The following is a 14,245-nucleotide window of genomic DNA, read 5'->3' on the forward strand; positions in this document are numbered from 1 at the left end:
TATAATGAGTCAAAATGAGGCTAGAAAGGAATAACCGCATGGGATTACTCGCTTTCTTTTTGATTACGCTCTTCGTGTTCTACTGGTTTCCTATTCGAGGTGGACTCAAGACTTTCCTGCTGATTCTCATCATGATCAGCGGATGGCTCTCGATTTTCGAACTCGTCTCCATCATCGAAGCCCGCCCTTGGGTTGCGGCCCCTGTCCTCGCGCTGATCGGTTTGTTCGTTTGGAAATGGCGCAAAGACAGACGGACGAACTTGAACAAGCAACAAGACATTTGACACACGTCGAATGTCTTTTTTTATTAAATGTATATTTTCCCCAATTAATATGAAATAATAATTTTATATCAACTAGTATCTTACATACCATATCTTATTGAAAAATAAGGGGAGACAATTATGAATTTTTACGGGCTCGACATCGCACCTTGGATTGAACCACTGGCCCAATTTGTGTTTTGGTATCCGTTCTTCATGGCGCTGTTTTGGATTGCTGGCGCTCTCTTATTCAGCTTGACGCGTGAGAAAGAGGAAGAACTCGATTTGAACGAGCGGGAATGGCCGCTCATCAGTATCTTGATTCCTTGTTATAACGAAGAAGAGACGATTAACGAGACGATTGAGTATTTGGACCGTCTCACCTATCCGAACTTTGAGATTATCGCCGTCAACGATGGCAGCCGTGACAAGACCGGCGACATTCTCGTCGGACTCGCCGACGAGTACGAACGCTTGCGTGTCATCGACTGTCATGAGAACCGAGGCAAGGCGAACGCGCTACATATGGCCGCCCACGCCGCCCGCTCGGAATATTTGCTTTGCGTCGACTCGGACGCGTTTTTGAGTGAGGAGGCCCCGTATTACCTCGTCCGTCACTTCTTGAACCGCGGTGAGCGCGTCGGTGCCGTCACCGGCAATCCGCGTATCCGTAACCGCGACACGCTCCTCAGCCGGATGCAACTCGTCGAATACTCGTCCATTATCGGCTCCATCAAACGGACGCAGCGCGTCATGGGTAAAATCATGACCGTCTCCGGCGTCATCGTCATGTTCCGCAAGAAAGCGTTACTGTCGGTCGGTCTCTGGGACCGCGACATGATCACCGAGGACATCGCTGTCTCGTGGAAACTCCAGAAGAATTTCTGGGACATACGTTATGAGCCACGCGCCCTCTGCTGGATGCTCGTCCCCGAGTCGATCTCTGGCATTTGGAAACAGCGCGTGCGCTGGTCGCAAGGCGGACAGGAAGTCGTCTTGCGTCACTTCGACATCTTCAAAGACTGGCGCCAGCGCCGGATTTGGCCCGTCTATATCGAACAGGTCGTCAGCGTCCTCTGGGCGTATGCCTGGCTCATCGTCACGGTGTATCTGTTCGCGACGGCCGACACATGGCAGGACATGTTGATTTGGTTCACGTACAACTCGTTCGCGCTCGTCCTCGTCAGTCACGTCCAGCTGATCATCTCTCTCTGGAACGACGCCCGCTACGATAAAGTGTTCAAGTATTACGTCTGGGCCGCTTGGTATCCGGTCATCTACTGGATGCTCAATACGTTTGTCGTCATTGCGGCGACGCCGAAAGCGATTAGAGCCCGTGTGAAAGGAGGCTATGCGACATGGAGTTCACCAGACCGGGGGGCACGGAGAAGCAACCTGTAAGTGAGTTATACGATTACGAACAAGAGATTCTCGTCAAGACGAAACAGAACGTGTTCCGCAAAGGGATCGAGCTGTTGCTCACGGTCGTGTTCTGGCTCTACACGTTCATCGTCACATGGTTCTTTTTGAGCGCCGTCGTCGACGTGAACGACAGCTATATCGCTATCCTCAAGACCGCCTTGAACGTGACGAACGCCGATATCCGCGAGCTGCTCTATTTCGGGCTCGTCTCGTCGTTCATCGCCGCCCTACTGCTCTTCCTTTGGCGGACGTACAACAAGCGAAAGTACGGCCCGCTCAACCGCCGGCAGATGCCGACAGACACGACGCTCGACGATTGGCTCAAACTCGACTTGATGGAACCGGAAGATATCGAGCGACTTCAGCGTGACAAAGTCATCGTGTTCACAGAAAATCCGGTGAAAGAGTTGAAATGATGCGCTACATGAAACAGTTGGTCGTTCTATTGATTATTAGTGGCATCGTCTGGAAAGTGTACGACGTGTCCTCGACGACACATGAGGACGTGGCTCCAAGAGGAAGGCGTCCACTTCGCGACGCAGGACGACTTGCTCGGCTATCGCGCCGGGGAGCCGATTCCGAACAAATGTGTGTGGATCTCGTTCGATGACGTCGATCATACCGTCTATGAGAACGCGTTCCCGGTGCTGAAAGACAAGCAAATCCCGTCCACGCTGTTCATCATCACCAGTCACGTCGGCGAGGCGTTCCAAAACTTGGATCTCGCCCCATGGACTGAACTGAAGGATATGCAGACGAGCGGACTCGCTGATTTCGGGACGCATACGCATGACATGCACTACGTCAAAGACGGGGGCGCCGTGTTCTTGCCGGAAGACATGCAAGATGAGCTCCGACAAGATTTGGAGACAAGTGTCGCCGCCATCGAAAAGAATCTCGGGACGCGCGTCACGACGATCGCCTATCCGTTCGGCAACACGAGCGACGCCGTGATCGAGACGGTGCAAGACCTCGGCTTCGAACAGACTTTCATCTTGAGCCCGAATCCGATCACGCCGGACAACGACCCGTTCTATTCGAACCGGTACTTGCTCAACGCCGAACTGTTCGAGTTGTTCGTCAAACCGTATTTCGAGAATAGATAAAATAACCCCTCGTCGGTGACGAGGGGTTATTTTAGTCTTCTGGCAATTCGACTTCGTCGCCCGCTTCGATGGTGCCATCCATGATGTGTTCCATTTCCACCAGACTGAACGCGTCCACGAGCTGGATGCCGTCTACGTACACCGTCGGCACGTACTTGACACCAAAGTCGCGCGTGAACAGCCGTGAGTTCTGGATGCCGATATCGACGTGGTTCTCAAGCAGTTCGTCCACATTCAGGTTGAACTCAGAGGCGATTTTTTGGACATGGGCTTCCGTCCCGAAGCCGTCCGACCCCGAATCGTGTCCGATGGTGCGCTGCACTTCATAGTAGCGGTCCGGGATGAGCCGTTCTACGTTATAATCTACGTTCGCGAGCAATTGTGACTGTTCGTTCAACAAGACGAGCGGCTGTCCTTTGAAAGTCGCCTCGCCCGAGTCAAGCCAGTGCTCCTCGATTTCCGGCAGTACTTCTTCCATCCACTTCTTACACCACGGACAACTGTAGTCGAAGACGAACACGATCTCATGCTCTCCTTCCCCGAGCGCGACTTTGTCATCGAGCGGGAGTTCGTACTTCTTGTATGTATGTACCTTCGTCGAGTCGACCGCCTCGCTTTGGCTGCAGGCCGTGAGAATCAAGATGAGTCCAACGAATAAGAACAGAAACCGTTTCATGTATAAACCTCCATTTGTTCGATTATTCACAAATTTAGTTATAGCACGTCTGCTCAACAGACTCGAGTGACGTTCTAGTGAATTTCGTCAAAAGAAATGACACACAAGAAAACGAGCGGACGCATGCCCGCTCGCTTCATTTGACGACACACTTCATCTTTCATTCCCCATAAACGCCTCCATCGTCGCCGCCGTATCCGACGAGATTCCCTCCTTCTTCACGACTTTCCAGACCGTCTGCAGGATGATCTTCCAGTCGTTGAGGAACGTGACGTTGTCAACGTACTTCACGTCGAGCGCGAAGCGGTCGGGCCAGGACAACCGGTTCCGTCCGTTCACTTGGGCGAGTCCCGTCAGTCCGGGACGGACATCGTGACGTCGGCGTTGCTCCTCGTTATAACGCGGTAAATATTCGACGAGCAACGGGCGCGGTCCGACAATCGCAATGTCGCCTTTGACGATATTGAGCAGGCTCGGCAGTTCATCGAGACTGAGTGACCGGAGCGTCTCGCCGAACGGGGTCAAACGTACCTCGTCAGGTAACAACTTTCCATGCTCATCCCGCTTGTCTGTCATCGTTCGAAACTTGAGCATCTCGAAGATAACGCCGTCCTTTCCGGGACGTTTCTGTTTGAACAACACTGGTCCCCCGAGTTTCCACTTGATGAGACCCGCAATCGTCAGAAGAACAGGGCTTAAAACGAGTAACGAAACCGTCGCAAGGATTGCATCTTGTGGGCGTTTCACCAAACGTTCGTACATGATGACCCCTCCTATCTGAACGAAGAATACATCGAGTCGTAATAGGTTTGATACGCACCAGACACGATTCGCTCAATCCATTCAGGATGCCCCACATACCACTGAATCGTTTCCGCGATTCCGTCTTCAAATCGATATCGTGGGGTCCATCCCAATTCATTGGCCATCTTGGTCGCGTCGATCGCATAGCGGCGATCGTGCCCTGGACGATCTTTGACGAATTGAATCAGTTCTTCTGACTGGCCGAAAGCTTTGATGATGATTTGCACGAGCTCCAAGTTCGTCTTTTCATTATGACCGCCGATATTGTAAACTTCTCCGAAGCGTCCATGTTCTCGAACGACATCGATGGCTTCACAATGATCGCTCACATGGAGCCAGTCCCGAATCTGCTGGCCGTCTCCGTAGACCGGCAATGGCAGATTCGTCATACAGTTATGAATCATGAGCGGGATGAGTTTTTCTGGGAACTGATACGGCCCATAGTTGTTGCTGCATCGCGTCGTCTTGACCGGCAACCCATACGTCTCGTAATAGGCTCGAACGAGCAGGTCAGAACTTGCTTTCGAGGCGGAATATGGACTGTTCGGGGCAATGGGAGAGTCTTCAGTGAAATAACCGATCGCTCCGAGTGAACCGTATACTTCGTCGGTCGACACATGGACGAAACAGACGCCCGCTTTATAATCGCGACCATATTTATTGTCAGGTTCACGTTTCCAATGTCGCATCGCCGTGTCGAGCAACACTTGCGTCCCGAGAATGTTTGTCGTCAAAAACAACTCGGGCTCGGTGATACTCCGATCGACATGTGATTCTGCAGCGAAGTGAACGACTTCATCCACGTCATATGCTTGAAACAACTGTTCAATTGCTTGACGGTCACGAATATCAACCTTTTCGAAATGATAAAGCGGATCTGCTTCGAACTCGCGCAAGTTCTCCAAGTTCCCTGCATAGGTGAGCACATCGACGTTAAGAATGCGGTACGTCGGATGTTTTACCCGTAAGTGTTTTATGAAATTTGAACCGATGAACCCGGCTCCGCCAGTCACTAGAATCGTTCGCATCCGTTCTCTCCCCTTCCTCGACGAGTGATAAGAGATATTGTCCATAATCCGTCATCTTGAGCGTCAAACCGATATCTTTCAACTCATCTCTTGTGATGAACCCGCGACGCCAAGCGATTTCCTCGAGACAGGCGATGTAATAGCCTTGCCGTTCTTGTACCGTTTGAACGAACACAGCTGCTTTGATCATGCCTTCTGGTGTGCCGGTATCGAGCCAGGCCATTCCGCGGCCGAACAAAACGACGTTCAACTCGCCGCGTTCCAGATACATATTATTGATTGACGTGATTTCGAGTTCTCCTCGTGCAGAAGGCTCAACACGTTTGGCGAACTCCACGACTTGATTGTCGTAAAAGTAAAGTCCTGGGACCGCATAGTTCGATTTTGGTTCAGCCGGTTTTTCTTCAATCGAGACAACTCGATTTTGTGAATCAAATTCAACGACTCCAAACGCCCGTGGATCTTTTACCGGATAGCCAAAGACGGTCGCTCCTTGTTTTTTCGATTGTGCGTGTTTCAAGAATCGAGTTAAATCCGGTCCGTAGAAAACGTTATCCCCCAAGATGAGACAGACCGAGTCGTCACCGATGAAGTCAGCTCCTAAAATAAACGCATCTGCTAGTCCGACCGGCTTGGTCTGCACTTTATACGAGATGTCGATACCGAGTTGATGCCCGTCCCCGAACAATCGCTCGTATCCACCAATGTCTTGCGGAGTCGAAATGAGCAGAATCTCCCGAATACCTGCGAGCATCAACACGGACATTGGATAATAAATCAACGGCTTGTCGTAGATTGGTAACAGTTGTTTCGAGACGGCCTTCGTCATCGGATAGAGGCGCGTTCCATTCCCACCCGCTAATATAATCCCTTTCATCACTTCATCACCCTTTCTTGAATCGTGGCACAAATCCGGGTTACATCTTCTGTAGTAAGGTCTGGGTAAAGTGGAAGTGTCAGTACACGTTCGGCAATCGTGCGGGCAACGGGTGTGCGACGGCTCGCGAAACGATTATGATTCCACGCATAATCCGTTACGAGCGGATAGAAGTACTTTCGAGTGAAGATTCCTTCTTTCGCCAGGGCGTCATGCAGTTCATCCCGTCGATTTTCTTCTGCTGTGAAAATGATGGGATAGTACGAATGGTTCGTCTCGACACCTTCTTGAGGTGTCAGAATCCGAATTCCTGGAATGTTCTTGAGTAATTCGTCATATAGCTCGCGCACTTGCTTCCGCCGCGCGATCGTCTCATCAATACGACGCAAGTTGCATAGCCCCATCGCTGCTTGGAACTCGTTCATCTTGGCGTTCCCGCCCGTCACTTCCACCGTTTCTGGTCCGGTGATGCCAAAGTTTTTCAATTGGTCGAAACGATGTTTCAGTGCCGGATCATTGTATGTCAGAGCCCCGCCTTCGATGGTATGGAATACTTTCGTGGCGTGGAAACTGAACATCGAGACGTCTCCGAACGTTCCGATTCCTCGTCCGTTCACTTTGACGCCGAACGTATGGGCCGCGTCATAAATCACTTTCAAGTTGTGTCGTTTGGCAATCGCTTCGATGGCCTCAACATCACATACATTTCCGTATACATGGACAGGAAGGATGGCTGAAGTTTTGGGTGTAATCAGATGTTCTAGTTTTGTAGCATCGAGCGTAAAGTCATCTGATCGGATATCTCCATAAACGGGTGTTAGCCCTTTACGAATCAGTGCATGACTTGTCGAAGCAAAAGTAAAAGGCGTCGTAATGACCTCACCTGTCAATCCGAGTGCTTCAATCGCCGTCTCGAGCGCCAAGTGCCCGTTCGTGAACAGTGACACGTGTTCTACATCCAAATACTCAATCAGCTCCTGTTCAAGTTGCTGATGTTTGGTGCCGTTGTTCGTCAACCATCCTGACTCCCATATGTCACGAATCTCATCCGTATATTCTTCAAAGGAGGGAAGTACGGATTTGGTGATCGGAATAGCTGTCGGTTTGCGGTCAGGCTTGTTCACTACTGGACGAACCGGGAATGCGGCGGATTGGATATCGATGATGTGTAGCATAAGGCACCTCCTAGGTCACTTGGCGATTCGAGACGAGTGCGTAACGTTCAAGGATGAGCTGGATTTCCTGTTTGGGACAATGCATCATCACGTCGATGATGGACAGATTCGCTTGAAACGGACATGATCCTTGATGGTAAATGATTGGCTCGGTCTCGATGAATGATAAATCGATTCCCGCCTGTTCGAACACCTCGGTATCGTACAAGTCCATTCCGTTGATGGCATTCACGTAATGCGTCGCCCTCAAATGCTCACATATATTGAGGATTCTCGCTTGGCCCTTCAATCCAACCCCAGCGTTCAATTCTGACGAGAGAATGAATGTCGTTGAAATGCCGAGGTACCGAGCGACTTCCTCGATGCTGTATGCCAAATATTTCCCGACGTTTCGCTCGGGATGACGAATCACGCGTTCGAGTAACGGGAAGACGTGTTCAAATTGAGGGGCTTTGTGATAGGCGTGTCGCAACAACTTCAACTGTTGTTCAACGATTTCGTCTGGTTGCGAACGCTCATGGTCGCAAATCAAACGATTCTGGCTCATCTTCTGAATGGGTAAGGTGATCGGATGAGGATTTCCGTCAATCAGAATCCGATTGCGATGAATCCAACCCTTTTTGATGAAATGAACGTCGTCATACACAACGAACGTATCAACCGCATGAATCAATTGGAAGTACCCGATATATGGGAAGAAGTAAGGCTGCATAATGGCCACGTTCATGACATTTCTCCTTTACGAAATAATCTGTTTCGCACGCAACGTGTCATAGTACCCTTTTGCTGTGACATCGTTACGGTGGAACTTGACGAGTTCCCGCGATAACATGCCATGTTCGATGAGACGCTGCGGATGTTCGAGGTATTGTTCAATCCCTCGTTCAATCGATTCGACCGTGACGCCACACATATAGCAATTCTTACCGTCTACGGAATGATGGGAGACGTTGTTGATTTGATCGCTGATGACGACCCCCATGCCCGAGGCTCTCGCTTCGATGATAGTCCCATTCCCGTTCGAATACGTTGCCGGCAGTACCAAAATGTCCGCTTGTTCATACACTTTCGGCATCTCATCCCACGCCCGAATCTCATCTAAGAAGTGGACGTTCTTCAAATCGTGTTCTGCGATGTAGGCTTTACACGCCTCGAGCTGTTGCCCCGAATTGTTCAAATAGAGTTCGAGGGAATAGCGTTTTGATAAGTTCCGATACGCTTCTAGCACGAGTAGTGGTTGATAGCGTTCGACGAGTCGATTCGCAAACAATAGTTTGAATGTATCGCCCTGCTGTTTCCGTCTCAATCCGTGATCGAAGTACGCATCAATGTCTTGGGCATACGTCGCATGTACGACTTTATTAGGGTCAAACCCGAGTTGGTGTTTGAATTGCTCCACTGCTACCGTCCCCATCCCGAAGTAGAGGTCAGCGTCCTTGAACATCCAGTGCAACAGCTTCGTTTTGTATGGATTATCCTGCGGATTCGTCAGCCGGTCAGACGGATCGTCGTCATTTTGTAGCGGTCGAAGCGGCTCACTCATAATGACGGTTTTGATGCCGAACAGTTTCGCGATTCTCACGATGGCAGCATGTCCCGCCATGAACCCGCCGAGTAGGATGACGTCTGGTTTGAAACGAATCAACTCTGGGATCAAGCCGAGTGAGAGATAGCCAATCTTCGGAAACCACTTCGAATATTTCAACACCTGACATTTATCACCGAGTGGGATTTTCCACCAGTCTGGCCGATTTTGATCTAGATATTCGTAAAACCAAAATTCAGAGTTAAAGTACTCTTCCAAGGCGTAGCACAGCTTCACCTGATAAGGAGAAGCGATGTTTCCGATAAAAACGAGTTTTTGTTTCATCGTTCACCCTCCTTTACAGTTTGGCGTGGATCCGTTGTACCTTTCCATACTTCGCGTCGGACGTAGTCCGTATACGAAATCAAAATCCGCACCACTTTGTCAGAGACGTTTGGCATGCTGTAATCACTGACGATGCGAGGCCGCTCTTGTTGCATGACGACTGATAACCCTTGTAAGATTCGCTCTGTTTCGAGACCAACCATCAGCACGGCCCCTTCTTCCATCGCTTCCGGCCGTTCGTGTGTCTCACGGATATTCAACCCTCGCAACCCAAGAATCGAAGACTCCTCGCTAATCGTCCCACTGTCACTGAGCACCGCCTTGGCGTGCAGTTGAAGGTGATTGTAATCGACAAACCCCAACGGCTTGAGAAGTCGAACCAACGGATGGAACGAGACGTTCAGTTCATGGATTCGCTTCATCGTCCGAGGATGAGTGCTGACGATGACAGGCAGTCCATATTGCGCTGCAATGGCATTTAAACTGTCGACGAGTGCGAGAAAGTGTTGATCAGAGTTAACATTTTCTTCGCGATGCGCCGAAACGATGAAGTAGTTGTCAGGGCTCAATTCGAGTCGATCGAGTACATCGGAGTTTTCAATCGCCTCTCGTTTAGACATCAATACCTCGAACATCGGGCTCCCCGTCTTGATGATTCGTTCTGCCGGAAGCCCTTCGCGGAGAAGATATTCACGAGCGATATCGCTGTACGTTAAATTCACGTCCGCCGTATGATCGACAATCTTCCGATTGATTTCTTCCGGGACGCGTTGATCGAAGCAACGGTTCCCTGCCTCCATATGGAAAATCGGGATTTTCCGTCGTTTGGCTGCGATTGCCGCGAGACAAGAGTTCGTATCTCCGAGAATCAACACCGCGTCCGGACGTTCAAGCTCGAGGACTGGATCGACTTGGATGAGAATGTTGCCGATCGTCTCGATTGGACTGCCCGTTGCCGAATTGAGGAAGTAATCTGGTTTTCGCAAGGAGAAATCTTGGAAAAACACTTCATTCAATTCATAATCATAATTCTGTCCCGTATGCACAAGGACATGCTCGATGGCCTCAGAGTGTTCCAGTTTATGAATAACGGCCGACAGGCGTATGATTTCGGGACGCGTCCCGACGATGGTCATCACTTTGAGTCGTTTCATCTTGCACCTCCATAAAGTATGTGTCCGGGTTGTTCGAATCATAGGCCTCATTCACCCACATGACGGTCACCAAGTCGGTCGTTCCGATGTTTTCAATGTTGTGCGTATAGCCGGTCGGGATATCGAGCACACGCATCATCTCTCCCGTGACGTGATACGTATGGACCTCGCTCTCTCCGACCTTGCGGAAACGAATCAACGCCTCGCCGCTGACCACGAGGAACTTCTCATTTTTCGTGTGGTGCCAGTGGTTCCCTTTCGTGATTCCGGGCTTGGCCACGTTAATGGACACTTGCCCTCGGTCGGGCGTCCGTATGAATTCAGTGAACGATCCGCGTGCATCTTCATTCAATTTCAAGTCATAAGCGAAGCGGTCGACAGGTAAGTAACTGAGGTACGTACTGTACAGCTGCTTGGTAAACGCATCATCGAGTTGCGGGACGGTCAAGCTCCGTCGACTCTCTTTGAACACCTGTAACAGGTCGGCAATCCGGCCGAGCTCGATTGGCGGATGGACCGCAACGTCTTCCTCAAACACAGCATGCGTTTTTACATTGGCATCTAGTAAGTGGACTAACGCATCGAGCACGTCATCGATGTACGCCAGTTGCACGGTCCGTGTCGGGTCATGGATTTCTAACGGTAAGTCGCGAGCGGCCCGATAACAGAACGTCGCGACGACACTGTTATAGTTCGGTCGTCCCCACTTGCCGAATAAATTTGGGAAACGGAACAGATAGATAGTGCGTCCCGTTTTCTCATGTTCCTGTTTTAAGATGTTCTCTGCAGCGAGTTTACTGCGACCGTATGGATTATCTTGCGTCGCTTGAATCGAGGAAGCGAACATGATTGATGCATCATTCTCATAAGACGCCAACGATGCAATCAATCGTTCCGTGAACCCGATGTTCCCTTCCTCAAAGTCGGTTTCCACTTCAGATCGGTTCACTCCGGCCAAGTGATAGACGAACTCGGCATGTTGGCAATATCGTTGAAATTCGGCTTCTGACGTATTGCGCGTGGATGAGAATACCTCGTAACCTCGTGCGGTTAGCTCAGCGACTAGATTTTTACCGATGAATCCAGTTGCTCCGGTGACAAGAATCTTCATGATACTTTCACCCAGCTCGCGAGTTCTTGTTGAATGTAGGGTAGCGTCAATAACAGCTGTTTCACTTGCTCGACGTTCAACTGTTCCGTGTTGGCCGAGTTGTATTCGCCCTCGACCGTCAAACGCTTGCTACCTTCGTTGAAATATTTATCGTAGTTTAAGTCGCGCGTATCAGCTGGAACGCGGTAGAAACCGCCCATGTCTTCTGCGACGACATTCTCTTCTCGTGTCAACAGCGTCTCGTATGACTTCTCACCATGCCGTGTGCCGATGACTTTAATTGGATTGTTCGCATGGAACAGTTCAAGTAGCGCCTGGGCCAACACTCCAATTGTAGACGCAGGTGATTTTTGGACCATGATGTCTCCCGCATGTGCATGCTTGAAGGCGAAGACGACGAGTTCGACCGCGTCTTCGAGACTCATTAAGAAACGTGTCATGAACGGGTCTGTCACGGTCAACGGCTCTCCCCGTTTGATTTGATCCACGAATAGCGGGATGACAGAACCCCTTGATGCCATGACGTTTCCGTAGCGCGTACCGCAAATCAATGTCTGGTCCGGTCCAACAGCTTTCGCTTTGGCGACGAACACCTTTTCCATCATCGCTTTGGAAATACCCATCGCATTGATTGGATAGGCCGCCTTATCGGTCGACAGGCAGATGACTTTTTGAACTTGTTGCTCGATGGCTGCGTTCAAGACGTTGTCTGTTCCAAGCACGTTCGTTTTCACTGCCTCTAGAGGGAAAAACTCACAGGAAGGAACTTGTTTCAACGCCGCCGCGTGGAACACATAATCGACACCGTACATCGCGTTGCGCACACTATTCACATCGCGCACATCACCGATATAAAACTTGAGTTTGTCGTCATGATATAGTTTGCGCATGTCGTCCTGTTTCTTCTCATCTCGTGAAAAGATACGGATCTCTTTAATATCAGTTTTCAGGAAACGCTGCATGACGGCGTTTCCGAATGAACCTGTTCCTCCAGTGATCAATAACGTCTTGTCTTTAAACATTGCAAATCCTCTCCTTTGTCATGATGTCGGTTGCTTCTAAAGGTGATGGGAAAGTTGAGTTGGAAACCATTGCAATGATGTTGATACTAACGTGTTACCCGACTCTTTGTGAGAATAGGAAAGAAATGTTTATCATTTTTTTGAAAGATGACATGTCTAATGTTTGTATCTCATGAAAAAAGACACCCTTGCTCAGGATGCCTTCGTTGCATGGCGGACAAATCCACGCAATAATTCTTTTTCGTTATCCCGAAACGTGAAGACCCACAGAAAGATAAAGTAGACGAGACCGAGCACAACAGCTTTAAAGAGGAAGTACATGAGCGAATCGACAGGTAGATATCGTTGGAGCAAGAAGCCGGAAATCCCTAGAAAAATCAAGGCCGGCGCAAGCTTCACATGACATTCGTAGAAGAATCTCCACATGCTCAATTTTAATATGCGAATATACACCATGTTCATGAAAATCACAGTGCCGACCAAGTTACCGACTAAAATGGCGCTTGCAGCACCGATTGCACCATACTGCGGTGACAAGATCAGCGATAGGATCACACTGACCGTCGCGACAATGAGCGACGCGAACGCCCGGTACTTGATTTGATTGAGCGCAATCAATGTCGTATAGGCAATTTCTTGCGTCAACGTGATGATGCCAGGAAGAATGAGTAATAATGCCACTACATAAGAGGGAAAGAAGTCTGGCCCGACCCAAAGTCCGATGAACTCCCGGCCCATCGTCGCAAAGCTGATGATAATCAAGCCGACGATGTATAATTGAATCCGCCCTACGCGGATTAATAGATTATCGAGTTCGGCCTGACGATTAAACGTAGTCATACGCGTGACTTTCGGCAGGAACAGTGACCCGATCGCCGAGGAAATGGTCCAGACATAACCTTCAATCACCATCCCAATCGAGAACAAGGCGATGGAGGCACTGCTCGCCAAAGCTCCGAGGATGGTCGGTGTGATATTTAAAATGAAGCGCTGCGCGATGGCAATCACGGTCGTCCACGAGGAGAACGTGAAGATGTCTCGGTACATCGAACGGCTGTTATGCAAAAAATCAATCGCCGTCTCTGTTTTACGCATGAGATAGATTCCTTTGCCGATAATAATTGACAGACCGACAAGCGCATTAACGAAGACAAGCGCATACAAGCCAAATCCGAATAGGAGCGCACCGACCATCAAGACGACCGTCGATACTTTCTCAATCAAGTTGAACCAGTTGAGGACAACGAATCGTTCATTCGCGATAAAAATCCCGTTGAACGGTTTGGTCGGAAACAAGACGACGATGTAAAAGCCAACCATGATATATAGCACTTGAAGCGTCTCAATCTCACCAGGAGATAAACTCGCATAAATCGTGTCGATCATCATATACACACCAATGAGTACGATCCCAATCAACAGCGCGATGCCTATGAAAAGTTTGAACGCGACCCCGAGAAAGCGAGACGCCCCTTCCGTATCCCCGAGGGCGTGGTATTTTGACAGGAACCGCGACACCGCCGCCTCTAACCCGAAATCCATCGCAAAGATGCTGACGAGCGACAGCGACAACATGTAGAGCCCGTAGTTCGCCTTCCCAATCTCCGCAATCATCCACGGGGTGTAAAACAGACCCGCCAGGATATTGAATCCGATGGCGACGTAAGACATAAGCACGCCAATCTTGATTTGCCGAGAGCTTTTTTGTTCATCAAATTCCACTTTCGTCGTCACCAG

15 protein-coding genes are annotated in these 14,245 nt (G+C 49.8%); 4 read left to right on the top strand and 11 right to left on the bottom strand.

Going from position 1 to position 14,245, the window contains the following annotated elements; all coding sequences use genetic code 11:
- The first annotated feature begins 38 nt into the window (after positions 1-38).
- From KNP84_RS03230 to KNP84_RS03245, 4 genes are all read left to right on the top strand, one after another.
- On the top strand, positions 39-284 hold the full coding sequence (locus KNP84_RS03230; protein ID WP_215114223.1) for a hypothetical protein: 246 nt from the start codon (positions 39-41) through the stop codon (positions 282-284).
- A 120-nt stretch (positions 285-404) separates the two neighbouring features.
- Positions 405-1,664 (top strand): poly-beta-1,6-N-acetyl-D-glucosamine synthase, encoded by a 1,260-nt coding sequence (gene pgaC, locus KNP84_RS03235; RefSeq protein WP_215114224.1) that lies wholly within the window; start codon positions 405-407, stop codon positions 1,662-1,664.
- Positions 1,622-2,101, top strand: a complete 480-nt coding sequence (locus tag KNP84_RS03240; RefSeq protein WP_215114225.1) for a PgaD family protein — start codon at positions 1,622-1,624, stop codon at positions 2,099-2,101. The genes pgaC and KNP84_RS03240 overlap by 43 nt, the downstream gene beginning before the upstream one ends.
- 81 nt (positions 2,102-2,182) lie before the next feature.
- Positions 2,183-2,791: a polysaccharide deacetylase family protein gene (locus KNP84_RS03245; RefSeq protein WP_215114226.1), complete on the top strand. Its 609-nt coding sequence runs from the start codon at positions 2,183-2,185 to the stop codon at positions 2,789-2,791.
- A gap of 31 nt (positions 2,792-2,822) precedes the next feature.
- On the opposite strand, the gene KNP84_RS03250 is transcribed toward KNP84_RS03245, so the two are convergent.
- The 11 genes from KNP84_RS03250 to KNP84_RS03300 form a co-directional block, all read right to left on the bottom strand.
- On the bottom strand, positions 2,823-3,467 hold the full coding sequence (locus tag KNP84_RS03250) for a thioredoxin domain-containing protein (RefSeq protein ID WP_215114227.1): 645 nt from the start codon (positions 3,465-3,467) through the stop codon (positions 2,823-2,825).
- A gap of 153 nt (positions 3,468-3,620) precedes the next feature.
- Entirely contained in the window at positions 3,621-4,229 is a 609-nt protein-coding gene (locus KNP84_RS03255; RefSeq protein WP_214803783.1) for a sugar transferase, read from the bottom strand.
- A gap of 11 nt (positions 4,230-4,240) precedes the next feature.
- Positions 4,241-5,299 (bottom strand): dTDP-glucose 4,6-dehydratase, encoded by a 1,059-nt coding sequence (gene rfbB, locus KNP84_RS03260; RefSeq protein ID WP_215114228.1) that lies wholly within the window; start codon positions 5,297-5,299, stop codon positions 4,241-4,243.
- Positions 5,205-6,176: a glucose-1-phosphate thymidylyltransferase RfbA gene (gene rfbA / locus KNP84_RS03265; protein ID WP_021066351.1), complete on the bottom strand. Its 972-nt coding sequence runs from the start codon at positions 6,174-6,176 to the stop codon at positions 5,205-5,207. Before rfbA ends, rfbB begins: the two co-directional genes overlap by 95 nt.
- Positions 6,176-7,351 (bottom strand): DegT/DnrJ/EryC1/StrS family aminotransferase, encoded by a 1,176-nt coding sequence (locus KNP84_RS03270; protein ID WP_214803787.1) that lies wholly within the window; start codon positions 7,349-7,351, stop codon positions 6,176-6,178. Before KNP84_RS03270 ends, rfbA begins: the two co-directional genes overlap by 1 nt.
- A gap of 10 nt (positions 7,352-7,361) precedes the next feature.
- Positions 7,362-8,078: a WbqC family protein gene (locus KNP84_RS03275; RefSeq protein WP_214803788.1), complete on the bottom strand. Its 717-nt coding sequence runs from the start codon at positions 8,076-8,078 to the stop codon at positions 7,362-7,364.
- Positions 8,079-8,090: 12 nt separating this feature from the next.
- The gene (locus KNP84_RS03280; RefSeq protein WP_215114229.1) at positions 8,091-9,221 is read right to left on the bottom strand and encodes a glycosyltransferase family 4 protein; all 1,131 of its coding nucleotides are present in this window, start codon (positions 9,219-9,221) and stop codon (positions 8,091-8,093) included.
- Entirely contained in the window at positions 9,218-10,375 is a 1,158-nt protein-coding gene (gene wecB / locus KNP84_RS03285; RefSeq protein ID WP_214714221.1) for a non-hydrolyzing UDP-N-acetylglucosamine 2-epimerase, read from the bottom strand. Before wecB ends, KNP84_RS03280 begins: the two co-directional genes overlap by 4 nt.
- Positions 10,302-11,486 carry a polysaccharide biosynthesis C-terminal domain-containing protein gene (locus KNP84_RS03290; protein ID WP_215114230.1) on the bottom strand — a complete coding sequence of 395 codons (1,185 nt, stop codon included), beginning with the start codon at positions 11,484-11,486 and terminating at the stop codon, positions 10,302-10,304. The genes wecB and KNP84_RS03290 overlap by 74 nt, the downstream gene beginning before the upstream one ends.
- The gene (locus tag KNP84_RS03295) at positions 11,483-12,508 is read right to left on the bottom strand and encodes a polysaccharide biosynthesis protein (RefSeq protein ID WP_214714225.1); all 1,026 of its coding nucleotides are present in this window, start codon (positions 12,506-12,508) and stop codon (positions 11,483-11,485) included. The genes KNP84_RS03290 and KNP84_RS03295 overlap by 4 nt, the downstream gene beginning before the upstream one ends.
- 192 nt (positions 12,509-12,700) lie before the next feature.
- Positions 12,701-14,242 (bottom strand): oligosaccharide flippase family protein, encoded by a 1,542-nt coding sequence (locus KNP84_RS03300; protein WP_215114231.1) that lies wholly within the window; start codon positions 14,240-14,242, stop codon positions 12,701-12,703.
- Positions 14,243-14,245: the final 3 nt, after the last annotated feature.

This window comes from Exiguobacterium sp. s70, assembly GCF_018618315.1.
Lineage (GTDB): Bacteria > Bacillota > Bacilli > Exiguobacteriales > Exiguobacteriaceae > Exiguobacterium > Exiguobacterium chiriqhucha.

Bases quoted from the DNA above. Each gene is read 5' to 3' on its own strand.
- KNP84_RS03230 (WP_215114223.1), top strand. From the start codon at position 39: ATGGGATTACTCGCTTTCTTTTTGATTACGCTCTTCGTGTTCTACTGG.
- pgaC (WP_215114224.1), top strand. From the start codon at position 405: ATGAATTTTTACGGGCTCGACATCGCACCTTGGATTGAACCACTGGCC.
- KNP84_RS03240 (WP_215114225.1), top strand. From the start codon at position 1,622: ATGGAGTTCACCAGACCGGGGGGCACGGAGAAGCAACCTGTAAGTGAG.
- KNP84_RS03245 (WP_215114226.1), top strand. From the start codon at position 2,183: ATGAGGACGTGGCTCCAAGAGGAAGGCGTCCACTTCGCGACGCAGGAC.
- KNP84_RS03250 (WP_215114227.1), bottom strand. From the start codon at position 3,467: ATGAAACGGTTTCTGTTCTTATTCGTTGGACTCATCTTGATTCTCACG.
- KNP84_RS03255 (WP_214803783.1), bottom strand. From the start codon at position 4,229: ATGTACGAACGTTTGGTGAAACGCCCACAAGATGCAATCCTTGCGACG.
- rfbB (WP_215114228.1), bottom strand. From the start codon at position 5,299: ATGCGAACGATTCTAGTGACTGGCGGAGCCGGGTTCATCGGTTCAAAT.
- rfbA (WP_021066351.1), bottom strand. From the start codon at position 6,176: ATGAAAGGGATTATATTAGCGGGTGGGAATGGAACGCGCCTCTATCCG.
- KNP84_RS03270 (WP_214803787.1), bottom strand. From the start codon at position 7,351: ATGCTACACATCATCGATATCCAATCCGCCGCATTCCCGGTTCGTCCA.
- KNP84_RS03275 (WP_214803788.1), bottom strand. From the start codon at position 8,078: ATGAACGTGGCCATTATGCAGCCTTACTTCTTCCCATATATCGGGTAC.
- KNP84_RS03280 (WP_215114229.1), bottom strand. From the start codon at position 9,221: ATGAAACAAAAACTCGTTTTTATCGGAAACATCGCTTCTCCTTATCAG.
- wecB (WP_214714221.1), bottom strand. From the start codon at position 10,375: ATGAAACGACTCAAAGTGATGACCATCGTCGGGACGCGTCCCGAAATC.
- KNP84_RS03290 (WP_215114230.1), bottom strand. From the start codon at position 11,486: ATGAAGATTCTTGTCACCGGAGCAACTGGATTCATCGGTAAAAATCTA.
- KNP84_RS03295 (WP_214714225.1), bottom strand. From the start codon at position 12,508: ATGTTTAAAGACAAGACGTTATTGATCACTGGAGGAACAGGTTCATTC.